This window comes from Leifsonia sp. EB34, assembly GCF_041260585.1.
In the GTDB taxonomy this organism is placed as follows: Bacteria; Actinomycetota; Actinomycetes; order Actinomycetales; family Microbacteriaceae; genus Leifsonia.
In genome coordinates, this window is record NZ_JBGCCV010000002.1 from 376,470 (window position 1) to 390,345 (window position 13,876).

The window sequence follows — 13,876 nt, forward strand, 5'->3', positions numbered from 1 at the left end:
CGCGATGTACCTGCCCCCCCTCCGCGTCCCCGTCCGCGTCATCGGCGCGCGCACCTTCGACTTCTCCCGCCGGGTCGCGGTGATGGCGGTCGTGAACCGGACGCCGGACTCCTTCTTCGACCAGGGCCGCACCTTCGCGCTCGATGCCGCGGTCGCCGCCTCTTTCGGCGCGGTCGCGGCCGGCGCCGACTGGGTGGACATCGGCGGCGCCCCGTTCGCGCCGGGCGCGCCCATCCCGCCCGACGAGGAGGCCGACCGGGTCGTGCCCGTCGTCGCGGAGCTGCGTGGCGGGTCGGACGTCGTGATCTCCGTCGACACCTTCCACGCGTCGGTGGCGGCCCGGGCGATCGCGGCGGGCGCGACCGTCATCAACGACACCACCGGGCTCAGCGACCCTGAGCTGGCCCGCGTGGTCGCGGACAGCGAGGCGACGCTCGTGCTCACCCACAGCCTGGCCGCGCCGCGCGCCTTCTACGCGCGGCCGGTGTATGACGACATCGCGCGGGAGGTCGCCGACTTCCTCCTCGAGCGGGTCGACCGCGCGGCGGCCGCCGGGGTGCCGGAGGAGCGCATCATCCTCGACCCGGGCCACGACCTCAACAAGAACACCCTGCAGTCGCTGGAGCTCACCCGCCGCCTCTCCGAGATCGCCGACCTCGGCTATCCCACCCTCGCGGCGGTCTCGAACAAGGACTTCATCGGCGAGACCCTGGACGCGCCGCGCGCGGAGCGCCGGGACGGCTCGCTCGCGGCCGCGGTGGTCGCGATCGTCAACGGCGCGCGGATCATCCGGATGCACGACGTGGCCGGCTCGGTAGCCGCGGCGCGGATGACGGAGGCTATCCTCGGGCTGCGCGAGCCGGCCTACCTCAAGCACAACATGGGCGACGTGAATGAGTGAGGTCGCCATCGACCGCATCCTCCCGCTCCCGGCCGAGGAGGGCGTCGGCGATGGGCGGATCGCCGAGCTGTACTCCGAGGGCGCGGGGGACCCGTGGCTGCGCGTGAACTTCGTCTCCAGCATCGACGGTGCGGCCACCCGGCAGGGCCTCTCCGGCGGGCTCTCCGGCGACGCCGACCACCGGGTGTTCGACCTCCTGCGCCGGCTCTCCGACGTCGTGCTCGTCGGCGCGGGCACCGTGCGCGCGGAAGGCTACGGTGCGATGCGCGTGGACGAGGCCTCCCAGCGGGCGCGCCGCGACGCCGGGATGACCGCGCACCCGGTCTTCGCCATCGTCTCAGCGAGCCTCGACCTCGACCCGGCGAGCCCGATCTTCCGGGAGGCGCCCGAACGGCCGATCATCGTCACGACCGAGCTGTCCCGGCGCGACACCCGGGAGGCGCTCGCCGACGTGGCCGACGTCGTGGTCTGCGGCGCGGAGCGCGTGGAGCCGTCCCGGCTGGTCGCGGTCCTGGCCGAACGCGGGCTGACCCGCATCCACTGCGAGGGCGGCCCGCACTTGTTCGGCGACCTCATCGCCGCCGGGGTCGTGGATGAGCTCTGCCTGACCGTCAGCCCGACGCTGGAAGCCGGGGTGGCCTCCCGCATCTCGGCGGGGGCGGCGCCGATCCTCCCGGTGGGGATGCGGCTGGCCCACGTGCTGCGGTCGGGCGACACACTGCTGCTGCGGTACGTCCGGCGCGCATGACGGACCGGGTGTCGGTCGACGCAGCGCTGGTCCGGCGGCTGGTCGACGCCCAGTTCCCGGGATACCGCTCGCTGCCGGTGCGAGACGTCGAGCTGAGCGGCTGGGACAACCGGACCTTCCGGCTCGGCGAGGAGTTCAGTGTGCGCCTCCCGAGCGCCCGCGGCTACGTCGAGCAGGTCGCCAAGGAGCACGAGTGGTTGCCGCGCCTCGCGCCGCAGCTCCCGCTGCCGATCCCGCAGCCGGTCGCGCTCGGGGAGCCAGGAGAGGGGTACCCGTTCGCGTGGTCGGTGTACCGCTGGCTGCCCGGCACGCCCCTCGGGCTGGTGGAGGACGTGGACGCCGTCGCGCTGGCGGCGGACCTCGCCGGCTTCCTGACAGCGCTGCGGGCGGTGGACGCGACCGACGGCCCGGCGCCCGGAAGCCACAACTTCTCCCGCGGTGCGCCGCCCGGCGTCTACCGGGAGGAGGCGCTGGCGGCGATGTCCGCCGGCTTCCGGGACCTCGACCCGGCGCTGGCGCGACGGATCTGGGACGCCGCCGAGGCATCGGCGTGGGAGCGGCCCGGCGTGTGGCTGCACGGCGACGCGGCCCCCGGCAACCTCCTCATCCGGGACGGGCGGCTCTCCGCCGTGATCGACTTCGGCACGTCCGGCGTGGGCGACCCGGCGTGCGACCTGGTGCCGGCCTGGACGATGTTCGAGGGCGCCGCGCGCCGCACGTTCCTCGACGCGGTCGGCCTGGACGCGGCTACTGCGCAGCGGGCGCGCGCCTGGGCGCTGTGGAAGGCGCTCATCACCGTGCGCGACCGCCCCGACGACGCGCCGTCCCGCCGCACCTTGGCGCGCCTCGCCGCCGACCCCGGCGTCTGACCTCCTGAGCTCTGACCTCCTCGGCGCCTCGGGCTACGCCGCGGCGAGCGCGTGCGCGTCGAGGATCGTGTACGAGTACCCCTGCTCGGCGAGGAAGCGCTGGCGGTTCTGCGCGAAGTCCTGGTCGACGGTGTCGCGCGACACCAGCGTGTAGAAGTTCGCCGACAGCCCCGACTGCTTCGGCCGCAGCAGCCGGCCGAGGCGCTGCGCCTCCTCCTGGCGCGACCCGTACGATCCGGAGACCTGGATGGCGACCGTCGCCTCCGGGAGGTCGACCGAGAAGTTCGCGACCTTGCTGACCACGAGCACCGGCGTCGTGCCGTCCCGGAACTCCTGGTACAGCCGCTCCCGCTCGTCCACCGGCGTCGCGCCGGTGAGCTGCGGCGCGCCGAGGGCCTCCGCGAGCTCGTCGATCTGGTCGAGGTACTGCCCGATCACCAGGATGCGCTCGCCGGCGTGCCGGTCGACCAGCTGCTGGACCACGTCCAGCTTCGCCGGCGCGGTCGCCGCGAGCCGGTAGCGCTCGTCGTCCGCGGCGGCGGCGTAGCTCAGCCGGTCGGAGGCGGGCAGGTCGATCCGCACCTCGAAGCAGGAGGCCGGGGAGATGAAGCCCTGCGACTCGATCTCCTTCCACGGTGCGTCGAAGCGCTTCGGGCCGATCAGGCTGAACACGTCGCCCTCCCGGCCGTCCTCGCGCACGAGCGTCGCGGTCAGGCCGAGCCGGCGCCGCGCCTGCAGCTCGGCCGTCAGCTTGAACACCGGAGCGGGCAGCAGGTGCACCTCGTCGTACACGACCAGGCCCCAGTCCAGCGCGTCCAGCAGCGCGAGGTGGGCGTACTCGCCCTTCCGCTTCGCCGTGAGGATCTGATAGGTCGCGATCGTGACCGGCTTGACCTCCTTGACCTGGCCTGAGTACTCGCCGATCTCCTCCGCGGTGAGGGAGGTGCGCTTGATCAGCTCGTCGCGCCACTGTCGTGCCGAGACGGTGTTGGTCACCAGGATGAGCGTCGTCGTCTTGGCGGTCGCCATCGCTCCGGCGCCGACCAGTGTCTTGCCCGCGCCGCAGGGGAGCACGACGACGCCCGAGCCGCCGTCGAAGAAGTTGCTGACGGCCTTGCGCTGATAGTCGCGCAGCGCCCAGCCGCTCTCGTCCAGGTCGATCGGGTGCGGGGTGCCGGGGGTGTAGCCGGCGAGGTCCTCCGCCGGCCAGCCGAGCTTGACCAGCTCCTGCTTGAGCTGCCCGCGCGCCCAGGCCTCCACCGTGAAGGTCGTCTCGTCGCGGCGCTCCAGCAGCAGCGGGGCGATGCGCTTGGCGGTGGCGACCTCCAGCAGCACCGGGCGGTCGGAGGAGCGCAGCAGCAGCGTGCCCTCGTCGTCGCGCTCGATGACCAGCCGGCCGTAGCGGGCGACGGTCTCCGAGACGTCCACGGTCACCGTCTGCGGGATCGGGAACTTGGAGTACCGCTCCAGCGTCCCGAGCATGTCCTCGGCGGTGTGACCGGCCGCGCGGGCGTTCCACAGGCCCAGCCGCGTGATGCGGTAGGTGTGGATGTGCTCGGGCGCGCGCTCCAGCTCGGCGAAGACGGCGAGGTCGTGCCGGGCGTCCTCGGCCGCGGGATGCGCGACTTCGAGGAGGACGGTGCGGTCGCTCTGGACGATCAGGGGGCCATCGGACATGACCGCTCAGTCTACGCTGCGCAGACCCTTGACGCTGGAGAGCGGCAGGGTGCGCTCGATGTCGGCCGCCCGGTCGCGGCCCCGCAGTCGGCCTCCGCCGATGCCGGTCGGCTCCAGGAGGTAGTCCACCAGCCGGCCGTCGGGCATCGCGACCTGCACCACCACCGTCTGCCGCGCGCGGACCGCCTGGTCGAGCTGGCGGGCGAGCCACTGCTCGCCGGTGTCGGACTCGGTGGCGTCCGCCTCACGCAGCCGGGCGACGAGCTCGGCCGCGTTATCGCGGGTCGCCGCGGCCGCGGTCCGCTCCGCGATCCGCCGGCGCTGCGGGGTGACGAGCGCGCCGGAGGCGTCCTCGGCGACCACCGGGTACCGGGCGTCGCTGAGCGCCCAGTACACGACGTCGCGCGGGAACCGGCTGACCAGCGTCCGCTCGTCCACCCGCAGCAGCCGCAACGACGACAGCGACTGGTCGACCGCGATCGTGCCGAGCAGCGTCGGGTCGTCGGAGCGCACCACCGCCCGGCCCTCCTGCCCCTCCTCGGCGTCGCGCACGCGCACTCGGCCGTGACGCTCGACGGCGTCGGCGATCAGGTAGTCGAGCGGCTGCGGCACGCCGGTGAGGGAGACCGCGGCCAGGAAGTCGTGGATGCTCGCCGCCGTCTCGCCCGCCGTCACCGCGCGGTCGACGCTGGCGGCCGAGAACCGGAAGGTGGAGGCCAGCGCCCGGCTCTCCAGGTCGGCCATCGTGCGCAGCCGGGCCTCCACGTCGGGCGCGAGCGGGCCGGGGGAGATGACGGTCAGGTCGTGCTGCAGGTAGACCTGGGACACCTCGGCGGGGAAGCGCGCCGCCATAGCGGCGGTCGCCTCGGCGGCCCCGACCTCCAGGAGCAGGGCGCCCGCGCTGCCCGGTGAGCGGCCGGCTGTGACGCCGAGCCATTCGGCCTCCCGGACGTGCTCCTCGACGCGCTGCTCGGTCTCTTCGACCGCGGCCGGGTACAGCCAGGCGACGTGGGCGCGCAGGGACTCGCCCCACGGCGACCGGCTGCGCGCGGTGAACAGCGCCCGGACATCGCGGGGGAGGCCGTCGCGCCACGCGCCGGCCAGGGCGCGCCAGCGGTCCGCCGTCGTGCCGTGCTGCCAGGCGGTGGCCTCGGCGGTCGGCAGCCAGAGCCCGTCCGCGACCGCGACCAGCCCCGCCCGGGCCGCGACCGAGAGCGCGACGGGGACGACGGCGGCCTCCACCGCCAGCGCGTCGGCGAGGCGTTTGGCGGCCGGCAGGGCGAGGCCGCCCTTCTGCAGTTCGCGCGCGCCCTCCCGGCCGAGCTCGTTCAGCAGTTCGGAGACCCCGGCGACGGCCTCGAAGGCACGCTCGGCGGCGAGCCGGTCCGACGCGGACAGCCCGTCGGGCGTGAGCGGCTCCGGGAGGGTGGGAGGGGAGGTGTCGAGCAGCGCGGCCGGCCGGGGGAGGCCGAGCGCGGGCCAGGCCGTGAGCCGCGCGGTGACGGCGTCGTAGACGGCGGTGCCGTCCTCGTCGGGATTCACGAGGGCGAGCCGGGCGAGCGCGTCGACCGCGTCGCGGACGGCCGCGGCCGTCGTGCCGGCAGTCGCCGGGTGCTCGCCGAGCCGGGCGGTGATCCACTCGGTGCTCCGGGCGCCGCCGGCCACGCCGAGCAGCGCGAGGGTCGCCAGCCGCAGGCGGTCGAGCGGCGCGAGCGCCCGCTGCACGGACTCCGGGTCGAGCAGTGCCTCGGCCAAGTCGAAGAAGTCGGAGACGCCGGCACGGCGCACCGGACGGGCCCGCAGCACGGCCGCGAGCTCGTCGTCCGGCAGCGCACGGAGCCACGCCGCCAGGGCGAGCGTCGTCGTCATCGCGCCGGTCCGCCGGAGGGAGGTCAGCGTCGGTTCTTCGGTCCAGCCGCGGCCTTCGCAGCCCGGCTGCGCTGCCGTCCGGTGAGGACGATGAGGACGATGAGCAGGATGAAGGCGATCGGGAGAGCGATGAGCATGAAGAGGAACACCGCCGGCCACAGCCCCTGACCCTCGCCCTGAGCGGGCATCGCACCGACCGCGGACCCGATCAGGATGGCCGCGATGCAGACCAGCGACGCGACGACGAGCGCCGCCACGATGTACGAGAGGATGCGCTGGAGGCGGGATGCGGGCGGCGGGGTCTGCGAGGTCACGAAATCAAGGATAATTGAGGTTGGTCATTCGATCCCCCAGAAGTGAGGTTCCCATGCCAACCGGCAAGGTCAAGTTCTACGACGAGGAGAAAGGCTTCGGCTTCATCAGCACCGATGACGGCCAGGAGGTCTTCCTGCACGCCTCCGCGCTGCCCGCCGGCGCGGTGGTGAAAGCCGGTTCGCGTCTCGAGTTCGGCATCGCCGACGGCAAGCGCGGCGCGCAGGCTCTCTCGGTGCGCGTGCTGGAGGCCCCTCCGAGCCTGGTGAAGATGAAACGCAAGTCGGCCGACGACATGGCGATCATCGTCGAGGACCTCGTGAAGCTGCTCGACGGCATCGGCGCCAACCTGCGCCGCGGCAAGTACCCGGACAAGGCGCACGGCGCCAAGATCGCGGCCGTGCTGCGCCGGGTTGCGGACGACCTGGATGCCTGAGCAGCCCAGCGCGCCGGAGCCGACGGCGGGCGAGGAGTCGGCTGCCGCGGAGGAGCGGGCTGCCGTCCGCGATCCGTTCGCGGTCGAGGCGACCGATGCTGCGACCGACGTCGAGCCGGCCGAAGCCGGGTCGGACGACGCGGAGCCCAAGGACGCCGAGACGGATGGCGCCGAGGCGGACGATGCCGAGACGGACGACGCCGAGACGGACGACTCCCGGTCCACGGTCGTCGAGCTGAGCGAGGCCGAGGTCGCCGACCTCGTGGCCGCGCTGCCGCTCGCGCGCACCGCGCTGGCCGAGATCACCCCCGAGAACACGATCGGCGAGCCCCTCGGGCACGTCGTGGAGCCCGGCGGCGCTGTCTCCCTGCTGTTCGCCGCGGAGCTCGCGGGCTACCCGGGCTGGCACTGGACCGTCACCGTCGGCCGGGCCGACGGCGACACCGAGCCGACCGTGCTGGAGGCCGAGCTGATGCCCGGCGAGCACGCTCTCCTCGCGCCCGACTGGGTGCCGTGGTCGGAGCGGCTCGCCGAGTACCAGGCCGCCCAGGAGGCGCTGGCCGCCGAGGCCGAGGCGGCTGGGGCCGAAGGCGACTACGCCCAGCCGGAGGACGACGCCGACGACTACGACGACGAGGACGACTACGAGGAGTCCGACGAGTCCGAGACCGACGACGACGCGGACGACGACCGCGACGTCCACGACCTCCACGCCGAAGACGACCTCGACGGCGTCGACATCGACTCGGTCGACGTCGCGTTCGACGAGGCCACCGACGTCGACACGGAACTCGACCTCGCGTCCGAGGAGGCCGCCGCGCTCGCGGACGACAGTGCCGAGTCCGACGAGGACGAAGACGACGACGCCGAAGACGACGAGCTGGAGCCCGTCAGCGACTCAGCGGCGCCGGCGCGCGCGGCTGACGCTGAGGTAGGCGAACCCGAGCAGTCCTAGCGCGATCCCGACGACCACCGTCCAGATCCACCAGCCGCCCCCGGCGGCCGTGATCGGGCCGGCGAGGATGAGCGTCGGGATCAGCGCGAGCACCCAGAGCCCGATGCCGACGAGCACCGCCCGGCGGTCGTCCGTCGGCACGGGCACCGGGTCGGGACGGCGCTCGTCGTCGCGCAGCCACAGTCGCACGATCGCCCGTCCCTTCTTCCTTCTCCGGTCTTGCGTCCCGGGTCAGCCCAGCCGCTCGACCACGTACTCGACGCAGCCGATCAGCGCGCGCACGTCGTCCGGCTCGATGGCCGTGAACGTCGCGACGCGGAGCTGGTTGCGGCCGAGCTTGCGGTACGGCTCGGTGTCGACCACACCGTTGGCGCGGAGGGTCTTGGCGACCGCCGCCGCGTCAATCCGGTCGTCGAAGTCGATCGTGACGACCACCTGGGATCGGTGCGCCGGGTCCGCGACGAACGGGGTCGCGTAGTCGACGCCCTCCGCCCACGTGTAGAGCGCGCTGGACGACTCCTTCGTGCGGGCGTCTGCCCAGGCCAGACCGCCGTTGCCGTTCATCCACGCGATCTGGTTCTCCAGCAGCGCGAGCGTCGCGACCGCCGGGGTGTTCAGCGTCTGGTTGAGGCGCGAGTTGTCGATCGCGTTCTTGATGCTGAGGAACTCGGGGATGTAACGGTCGCTCGCGGCGATCCGCTCGACCCGCTCGATGGCGGCGGGGGAGAACAGCGCGAGCCAGAGGCCGCCGTCGGAGGCGAAGTTCTTCTGCGGCGCGAAGTAGTAGACGTCCGTCTCGGTCACGTCGAAGTCGGCGCCTCCCGCCGCGCTGGTCGCGTCGATCACGGTCAGCGCGCCGGCGTCGCCGTGCACGCGCTTCACCGGCGCCATCACGCCCGTCGAGGTCTCGTTGTGCGTCCAGGCGTAGACGTCCACGCCCTCCACCGCCTCGGCCTCCGCGCGGGAGCCCGCCGGGGCCTCGATGACGTGCGGAGCCTGGAGCCACGGAGTCTTCGCTGCCTTGGCGAACTTGCCGCCGAACTCGCCGAAGACCAGGTTCTGGCTGCGCTCCTGGATGAGCGAGAACGCCGCGGCGTCCCAGAACGCGCTGGAGCCGCCGTTGCCGAGGACGACCTCGTAGCCGTCCGGCAGGCGGAACAGCTCGCCGAGCCCTGAGCGCACCCGGCCGACCAGGTCCTTCACCGGCGCCTGGCGGTGGGAGGTGCCGAGCAGCTCAGCGCCGGGCCCGGCCAGGTAGGCGACCTGTTCCGGACGGACCTTGGACGGGCCGCAGCCGAATCGTCCGTCTGCGGGCAGGAGGTCGGTGGGGATCGTCACGTCCGGCATAACTGAAGTGTATTGGCTGTTGAACCGTGCGGCGGCTGGATGACGGGCGCCCGACGCCGGGGTGCCGTCACCTCGCAGTCGCTTGCAGCAAGTAGGCTCGTATCCGCAGATTCGCGCGCCCGCACGGGAGGGGCCCATGACCGACCTGATCGACACGACAGAGATGTACCTCCGCACCATCCTGGAGCTGGAGGAGGACAACATCGTCCCGCTGCGTGCGCGCATCTCCGAGCGTCTCGGGCACTCGGGCCCGACCGTCTCGCAGACCGTCGGCCGGATGGAGCGCGACGGGCTCGTCGTCGTCTCCGGCGACCGCCACCTGGAGCTCACCGACGACGGCCGCCGCAAGGCCGTGCACGTCATGCGCAAGCACCGCCTCGCCGAGCGCCTGCTCAGCGACGTGATCGAGCTCGAGTGGGAGTACGTGCACGAGGAGGCGTGCCGCTGGGAGCACGTCATGAGCGAGCAGGTCGAGCGCAAGCTCATCACCATGCTCGGCCACCCCACGGAGTCGCCCTACGGCAACCCGATCCCGGGGCTCGGCGAGCTGGGTGCACCCGACGCCGCCTCCACCGCGAACCTGGTCAACCTCGTCGAGGTCGTGCGGGGCGGCGATTCTGAGGTGACTGCCAGGATCCGTCGTCTCGGCGAGCCGGCGCAGGTCGACCCCGAGCTGCTCCTCCAGCTCAAGCAGGCCGGAGTGTTTCCCGGCTCGACCGGCACTTTCGCTGCGGCCGGCTCGTACGTCACCGTGCAGATCGACGGCTTCGAGGCCGGCCTCGAACTCCCGAACGAGCTCGCTGCGCACATCTTCGTCGACGCTTGATCTCCGTTACCGATTCGTTAAAAAGGGCATCAAACAAAGTGACAAACGGCCGGTCGTCCCGTAGTCTCTAACGAGTCCGAACGGGTCAGAAGCCGGCCCACAGGACCCCGACCGGGACGCTCCAACCCCCCTGAGACCCGTCTCCCAGTCGGTGACGCCGAATGCCGATCGCATCGGACGGGGGCAGCTCCCTAGTGCTGCCGGAGCGCAGGAGGTTGCACTTTGGCACACTCTGGTACGCCCGGTCCCGCCCAGGACCGGACCCCTCAGGACCCGGATTCCGACGCTTCGACGTCGTCGTCGACGTCCACCCCCGGGTCGCATCTCGTCTCTCGGCGGTCGCTCCGCCCGGCGAAGGCGCCGGTCGCAGCAGCCCCCGCGGCCGTCGCGAAGGCGTCCGCACCGGCCGCATCGAAGCCCGGCAAGCCCGCCGCGAAGCGTAAGGGCGGCTGGATCCTCAACGTCGGCGTCATCACGGTGGCCGCCGGCATGATCGCGACCATGACGCTGCCGGCGTTCGCGTACAACCCGAACGGCGCGGAGTCCGCCGGCTTCGGCCCGAGCGCGGCCGACACCATGAAGAAGGCGCAGGCGCAGTCCGTGGCCGTCGGCCAGGGCGTGACCGCCTCCACCGTCAGCCGCGATGTCGCCACCGCGACCAGCCAGCAGCAGCTCGACTCCGCGAAGGCCGCCGCCGCCGCGACCGCCGCCGCCGAGGCCGCCCGCCAGCGCGCCGCCGTGTCCCTCGCCAGCTACGCCACCAGCTACTCCGGCCCCTCGGTCTCCGACTTCCTGGCCAACCCGCCGTACCCGAGCTTCAGCCTCGCGCAGGTGTTCTCGGTGGCCAAGCAGTACGTCGGCACCCCGTACGTCTACGGCGGCTCGACCCCCGCCGGCTTCGACTGCTCCGGCTACGTCATGTACGTCTACGCCCAGTTCGGCATCTCCCTCCCGCACTCCGTGTCGGGGGAGGCCGCGCGCGGCACCAAGATCTCGATCGCCGACGCCCAGCCGGGCGACCTGATCGTGATGCCGGGCCACATCGGCTTCTACGCGGGCAACGGCAACATCATGGACGCCCCCGACTCGGGCCGTTCCATCTCCATCCGCCCGATCTGGACCAGCGACTACTACGTCGTCCGGCTCGGTATCTGACAGCCGAACCCGCGGTGAACTCTGCGGGTCATGCACCAGCGATGGCGCGCCCCGAATAGGCGGCGCGCCATTTCTGCGTTACTCTGTTGCCCTGGCGCACTGCCAGGCAGCCGCGCAGATCGGAGTCTCCGATGGCCGAGTCGACCACCGTGCGGTCACCGAGGGTGACCACCGGGGCGGGTCGCGGCCTCCGGGCCGAGCGTGAGCTGCTCCCGCGCCACCGCGACTTCCTCGCCTGCCGCCACCACGTCGAGGCCTGCCACCGCCACCATGTGGTGTGCCGCCACCATGCCGCCGTCTTCCAGGGCGCTGTCCGTTCGGACAGTGCCCTTTTTGTTTCCCCGGTTCCCCTTCGCCCCGCGGACCCGAAAGGACGCAGATGAAGACCCTGGTCCTCAACGCCGGCTACGAGCCCCTCGCGGTCGTCTCCTTCAAACGCGCCATCGTCCTGGTGATGAATCAGAAGGCCACGGTCCTGGCGAGCGACGCGGCCCACCCGGTCTGGAGCATCTCCGGCCGCTACGACCGCCCCTCGGTGATCCTGCTCACCCGCTACGTGCGCATCCCGCACGGCCGCGCGGTGCCGGTCTCCCGCCGCGGGGTGCTGCGCCGCGACAGCCACCGCTGCGGCTACTGCGGCAAGACGGCGACGACGATCGACCACGTCCTCCCACGCTCCCGCGGCGGCGCGGACAGCTGGGAGAACCTGGTCGCCTGCTGCCTGCGCTGCAACAACGTGAAAGGCGACAGGACGCCGGGGGAGATGGGCTGGTCGCTGAGGCTCACCCCGCGCGCCCCGCACGACAGCTCGTGGGTGGTGCGCGGCGTGGAAGGCGGCCAGGCGGAGTGGCAGGACTACCTGGGGGTGGCGGCCTGACGCCGCTGCGCGCTCCGGTAGTCTGGAAGGACTGGCCTCTGTAGCTCAATGGAAGAGCTGCTCCGTCCTAAGGAGAAGGTTGGGGGTTCGAGTCCCTCCAGGGGCACCTTAAGAGTGGATTGAAATAGCTGGTCAGAGGCGATTTCCGAGGGCGCGGAAATCGCCGATTTTCGTTTTTGCCCACAATTTGCCCACAGGGACGCCGAAAAACTCTAAGAAACTCTACGAGGTCTCCGGTGGTCTAAATGACTCGCATACGATCGTTCGAGTACGAGTTGCGACCAAAGGTTGGCCGACCGTCCGCAGTGTCCGTTCAACCCGACGGAAGGTGCACCCTACGAGGAAGTCTTGGGGGCCAATCGGCCCCCAAGACTTCACTGGGCTCAGTGAATGAAGAGGTCAGACCTGTCGCCGCCGAAGCCCTCCAGAGGATGCACGGTCTCTTCGTCGTCCATCACCCAGAGGCGAGCTTCGGGCGGAAAATCCGCGAGCATCGCCATGAGATCGGCGACCGTCCAGTGCATGTACTCGTCGGATTCGAGAATGTGGCGATCGGTTGTTGCGGCGAGCTTGTAGCCGGCAGGGACCTTGGACATGAGGTGTCTCCACTTCGGTACAACGCGAACTAGCGTTGGAGTCGGTCCCCGTTCACGCTCGCCATTGTCGCAGAGCCGTGGCCCCGTTGGCAGTGAACGAGCGGTCACGATCTTGGGTTCAGTACCGTCAGTGCGCCTTTGGCTTCAGCTCGACGTCAGGGAACGCCGTGGTCCGGAACTCGGCGCGGTGCGCCACAGCGCGTTCCACAAGCGCGTAGACCCGGTCGTTCAGTGCGTCGCCTGGGTAGTAGGCGGAGAAGATCGATTCGGCGTCGTCGGCGCTTTCGACGTCGAGCTCGGCGACGAGGCTGACGATGTCTGCGGTGTCACGCCCGGGTCGGCCCATCGCGGCGCGGAGCTTCATGGCGAGAAGCGCATCAGCCGGCGCCACCTCGACTCGGATGCCGTCGCGGTCGTAAAGCGGTCTCCAGTCGACGGACCTGCCCCAGTCGGGGAAGAACTGTGAGGCATTGGAGTTCAGCCAGTCGGACGGCCAATCGCGTTCGACAGCGATCCGCTCGGCGATGCGAATGAGAGCGTCATGCGGGTCCAAGCGTGCGTCGACATCGACCGTTCGGCGGCGGTCGACGTGGGAGAGCGCCAGAGCGGCACCTCCCACGATGCTGATCCGGACAGGGCCGATCCCTGCGGCTTGGACTCGTTCGATGAGATCGTTTAGCCCATCGATGAGTGAGTCGCGGTCAAGACCAGGTAGTTGATCAGACACTGGCGAGCGTTCCCTCTTCAATCAGGATGCCCCGTTCGAGGAACTCTGGCGGCACCTTGGACGCATCCGGTGCGTCGTCGAGCGGGTGCAGGTGCGGGGCCCGCAGCTCAGCGTCTTCGGTGATCGCTTGATTCGTCCACAACGCCGCGGGTAGACCCGCCTGGCGCAGCCGATACGCGACGGTGCCGGACAATGCGGCGTCCCAATCTCGGCTGCCGGTACTTTCTGGCTGGGCGACGACGAGCGCCGCAACGACCAGTGGGTCTTCCTTGGCGAGCCCATCCGAGAGGTCGAGGAGCGCGCGGAACGCCCCGTCCCGGCTGCCCTCGTGGACGGCGGTGGCGATACGCGCTGCCGTTTCGACGGCGCTCGGATGGGTAGTTGGAATGAGGAGGAGTCGATGCCGGGCGGCGCGCGCGAGGTGCGCTGCGGACGCGACCCCGGTGTCTCGCTTGCCGCGTTCCACGCCAGAGACGATCGGTTGGTACGTGTCCGCGCGGTCTGCGATTTCTGCCTGACTGAATCCTGAGGCCTTGCGTGCGGCCCGAATCAGATCCGCGAATGCCATCCCACTCACCTCC

General features: G+C 71.4%; 17 protein-coding genes and 1 tRNA gene. 9 read left to right on the plus strand and 9 right to left on the minus strand.

What is annotated here, in order from left to right; translation table 11 throughout:
- Positions 1 to 4: 4 nt before the first annotated feature.
- From folP to ABIA36_RS11325, 3 genes are read left to right on the plus strand one after another with little or no spacing between them, the layout of a single operon-like run.
- On the plus strand, positions 5 to 901 hold the full coding sequence (gene folP / locus ABIA36_RS11315; RefSeq protein WP_369963738.1) for a dihydropteroate synthase: 897 nt from the start codon (positions 5 to 7) through the stop codon (positions 899 to 901).
- Positions 894 to 1,649, plus strand: a complete 756-nt coding sequence (locus tag ABIA36_RS11320; RefSeq protein ID WP_369962468.1) for a pyrimidine reductase family protein — start codon at positions 894 to 896, stop codon at positions 1,647 to 1,649. Before folP ends, ABIA36_RS11320 begins: the two co-directional genes overlap by 8 nt.
- Entirely contained in the window at positions 1,646 to 2,518 is an 873-nt protein-coding gene (locus tag ABIA36_RS11325; protein ID WP_369962469.1) for an aminoglycoside phosphotransferase family protein, read from the plus strand. Before ABIA36_RS11320 ends, ABIA36_RS11325 begins: the two co-directional genes overlap by 4 nt.
- Before the next feature lie 33 nt (positions 2,519 to 2,551).
- Here the strand turns inward: ABIA36_RS11325 and ABIA36_RS11330 are convergent, their stop codons facing one another.
- From ABIA36_RS11330 to ABIA36_RS11340, 3 genes are read right to left on the minus strand one after another with little or no spacing between them, the layout of a single operon-like run.
- Positions 2,552 to 4,195 (minus strand): DNA repair helicase XPB, encoded by a 1,644-nt coding sequence (locus tag ABIA36_RS11330; RefSeq protein WP_369962470.1) that lies wholly within the window; start codon positions 4,193 to 4,195, stop codon positions 2,552 to 2,554.
- A 6-nt stretch (positions 4,196 to 4,201) separates the two neighbouring features.
- Positions 4,202 to 6,064 carry a helicase-associated domain-containing protein gene (locus ABIA36_RS11335; RefSeq protein WP_369962472.1) on the minus strand — a complete coding sequence of 621 codons (1,863 nt, stop codon included), beginning with the start codon at positions 6,062 to 6,064 and terminating at the stop codon, positions 4,202 to 4,204.
- A gap of 23 nt (positions 6,065 to 6,087) precedes the next feature.
- Entirely contained in the window at positions 6,088 to 6,378 is a 291-nt protein-coding gene (locus ABIA36_RS11340) for a hypothetical protein (protein WP_369962473.1), read from the minus strand.
- Between the two features lie 53 nt (positions 6,379 to 6,431).
- Between ABIA36_RS11340 and ABIA36_RS11345 the strand changes: the two genes are divergently transcribed.
- Positions 6,432 to 6,812: a cold-shock protein gene (locus ABIA36_RS11345; protein WP_179605217.1), complete on the plus strand. Its 381-nt coding sequence runs from the start codon at positions 6,432 to 6,434 to the stop codon at positions 6,810 to 6,812.
- Positions 6,805 to 7,767, plus strand: a complete 963-nt coding sequence (locus tag ABIA36_RS11350) for a DUF3027 domain-containing protein (protein WP_369962474.1) — start codon at positions 6,805 to 6,807, stop codon at positions 7,765 to 7,767. Before ABIA36_RS11345 ends, ABIA36_RS11350 begins: the two co-directional genes overlap by 8 nt.
- Here the strand turns inward: ABIA36_RS11350 and ABIA36_RS11355 are convergent.
- Positions 7,711 to 7,956, minus strand: coding sequence for a DUF2530 domain-containing protein (locus ABIA36_RS11355; protein WP_369962476.1), 246 nt, complete (start codon positions 7,954 to 7,956; stop codon positions 7,711 to 7,713). The two genes, ABIA36_RS11350 and ABIA36_RS11355, sit on opposite strands and share 57 nt — an antisense overlap.
- A gap of 42 nt (positions 7,957 to 7,998) precedes the next feature.
- Positions 7,999 to 9,114 (minus strand): phosphoserine transaminase, encoded by a 1,116-nt coding sequence (serC, locus tag ABIA36_RS11360; RefSeq protein WP_369962477.1) that lies wholly within the window; start codon positions 9,112 to 9,114, stop codon positions 7,999 to 8,001.
- Positions 9,115 to 9,250: 136 nt separating this feature from the next.
- Between serC and ABIA36_RS11365 the strand changes: the two genes are divergently transcribed.
- Together ABIA36_RS11365 and ABIA36_RS11370 are read left to right on the plus strand one after the other, a co-directional pair.
- Positions 9,251 to 9,940: a metal-dependent transcriptional regulator gene (locus ABIA36_RS11365; RefSeq protein ID WP_369962478.1), complete on the plus strand. Its 690-nt coding sequence runs from the start codon at positions 9,251 to 9,253 to the stop codon at positions 9,938 to 9,940.
- Between the two features lie 222 nt (positions 9,941 to 10,162).
- Positions 10,163 to 11,095 carry a C40 family peptidase gene (locus ABIA36_RS11370; RefSeq protein WP_369962479.1) on the plus strand — a complete coding sequence of 311 codons (933 nt, stop codon included), beginning with the start codon at positions 10,163 to 10,165 and terminating at the stop codon, positions 11,093 to 11,095.
- A 155-nt stretch (positions 11,096 to 11,250) separates the two neighbouring features.
- Here ABIA36_RS11370 and ABIA36_RS11375 read toward each other — a convergent pair whose 3' ends face one another.
- Positions 11,251 to 11,385, minus strand: coding sequence for a hypothetical protein (locus ABIA36_RS11375; RefSeq protein WP_369962480.1), 135 nt, complete (start codon positions 11,383 to 11,385; stop codon positions 11,251 to 11,253).
- An 89-nt stretch (positions 11,386 to 11,474) separates the two neighbouring features.
- Between ABIA36_RS11375 and ABIA36_RS11380 the strand changes: the two genes are divergently transcribed.
- Positions 11,475 to 11,972: an HNH endonuclease gene (locus ABIA36_RS11380; RefSeq protein WP_369962481.1), complete on the plus strand. Its 498-nt coding sequence runs from the start codon at positions 11,475 to 11,477 to the stop codon at positions 11,970 to 11,972.
- Positions 11,973 to 12,006: 34 nt separating this feature from the next.
- Positions 12,007 to 12,078: transfer RNA gene (locus ABIA36_RS11385), tRNA-Arg, on the plus strand.
- Positions 12,079 to 12,355: 277 nt separating this feature from the next.
- On the opposite strand, the gene ABIA36_RS11390 is transcribed toward ABIA36_RS11385, so the two are convergent.
- The 3 genes from ABIA36_RS11390 to ABIA36_RS11400 all read right to left on the minus strand — a co-directional run bounded on the left by ABIA36_RS11390 (position 12,356) and on the right by ABIA36_RS11400 (position 13,863).
- Positions 12,356 to 12,568 carry a hypothetical protein gene (locus ABIA36_RS11390; protein ID WP_369962482.1) on the minus strand — a complete coding sequence of 71 codons (213 nt, stop codon included), beginning with the start codon at positions 12,566 to 12,568 and terminating at the stop codon, positions 12,356 to 12,358.
- 127 nt (positions 12,569 to 12,695) lie between these two features.
- Positions 12,696 to 13,295: a hypothetical protein gene (locus ABIA36_RS11395; protein ID WP_369962483.1), complete on the minus strand. Its 600-nt coding sequence runs from the start codon at positions 13,293 to 13,295 to the stop codon at positions 12,696 to 12,698.
- On the minus strand, positions 13,288 to 13,863 hold the full coding sequence (locus ABIA36_RS11400; RefSeq protein ID WP_369962484.1) for a helix-turn-helix domain-containing protein: 576 nt from the start codon (positions 13,861 to 13,863) through the stop codon (positions 13,288 to 13,290). Before ABIA36_RS11400 ends, ABIA36_RS11395 begins: the two co-directional genes overlap by 8 nt.
- Positions 13,864 to 13,876 lie beyond the last annotated feature (13 nt).

Excerpts from the sequence above, each read along its gene's own strand:
- ABIA36_RS11325 (WP_369962469.1), top strand. The coding sequence starts at position 1,646 with ATGACGGACCGGGTGTCGGTCGACGCAGCGCTGGTCCGGCGGCTGGTC.
- ABIA36_RS11365 (WP_369962478.1), top strand. The coding sequence starts at position 9,251 with ATGACCGACCTGATCGACACGACAGAGATGTACCTCCGCACCATCCTG.
- ABIA36_RS11345 (WP_179605217.1), top strand. The coding sequence starts at position 6,432 with ATGCCAACCGGCAAGGTCAAGTTCTACGACGAGGAGAAAGGCTTCGGC.
- ABIA36_RS11375 (WP_369962480.1), bottom strand. The coding sequence starts at position 11,385 with ATGGTGGCGGCACACCACATGGTGGCGGTGGCAGGCCTCGACGTGGTG.
- ABIA36_RS11400 (WP_369962484.1), bottom strand. The coding sequence starts at position 13,863 with ATGGCATTCGCGGATCTGATTCGGGCCGCACGCAAGGCCTCAGGATTC.
- ABIA36_RS11330 (WP_369962470.1), bottom strand. The coding sequence starts at position 4,195 with ATGTCCGATGGCCCCCTGATCGTCCAGAGCGACCGCACCGTCCTCCTC.
- ABIA36_RS11320 (WP_369962468.1), top strand. The coding sequence starts at position 894 with ATGAGTGAGGTCGCCATCGACCGCATCCTCCCGCTCCCGGCCGAGGAG.
- ABIA36_RS11390 (WP_369962482.1), bottom strand. The coding sequence starts at position 12,568 with ATGTCCAAGGTCCCTGCCGGCTACAAGCTCGCCGCAACAACCGATCGC.
- ABIA36_RS11350 (WP_369962474.1), top strand. The coding sequence starts at position 6,805 with ATGCCTGAGCAGCCCAGCGCGCCGGAGCCGACGGCGGGCGAGGAGTCG.
- serC (WP_369962477.1), bottom strand. The coding sequence starts at position 9,114 with ATGCCGGACGTGACGATCCCCACCGACCTCCTGCCCGCAGACGGACGA.
- ABIA36_RS11380 (WP_369962481.1), top strand. The coding sequence starts at position 11,475 with ATGAAGACCCTGGTCCTCAACGCCGGCTACGAGCCCCTCGCGGTCGTC.
- folP (WP_369963738.1), top strand. The coding sequence starts at position 5 with ATGTACCTGCCCCCCCTCCGCGTCCCCGTCCGCGTCATCGGCGCGCGC.
- ABIA36_RS11335 (WP_369962472.1), bottom strand. The coding sequence starts at position 6,064 with ATGACGACGACGCTCGCCCTGGCGGCGTGGCTCCGTGCGCTGCCGGAC.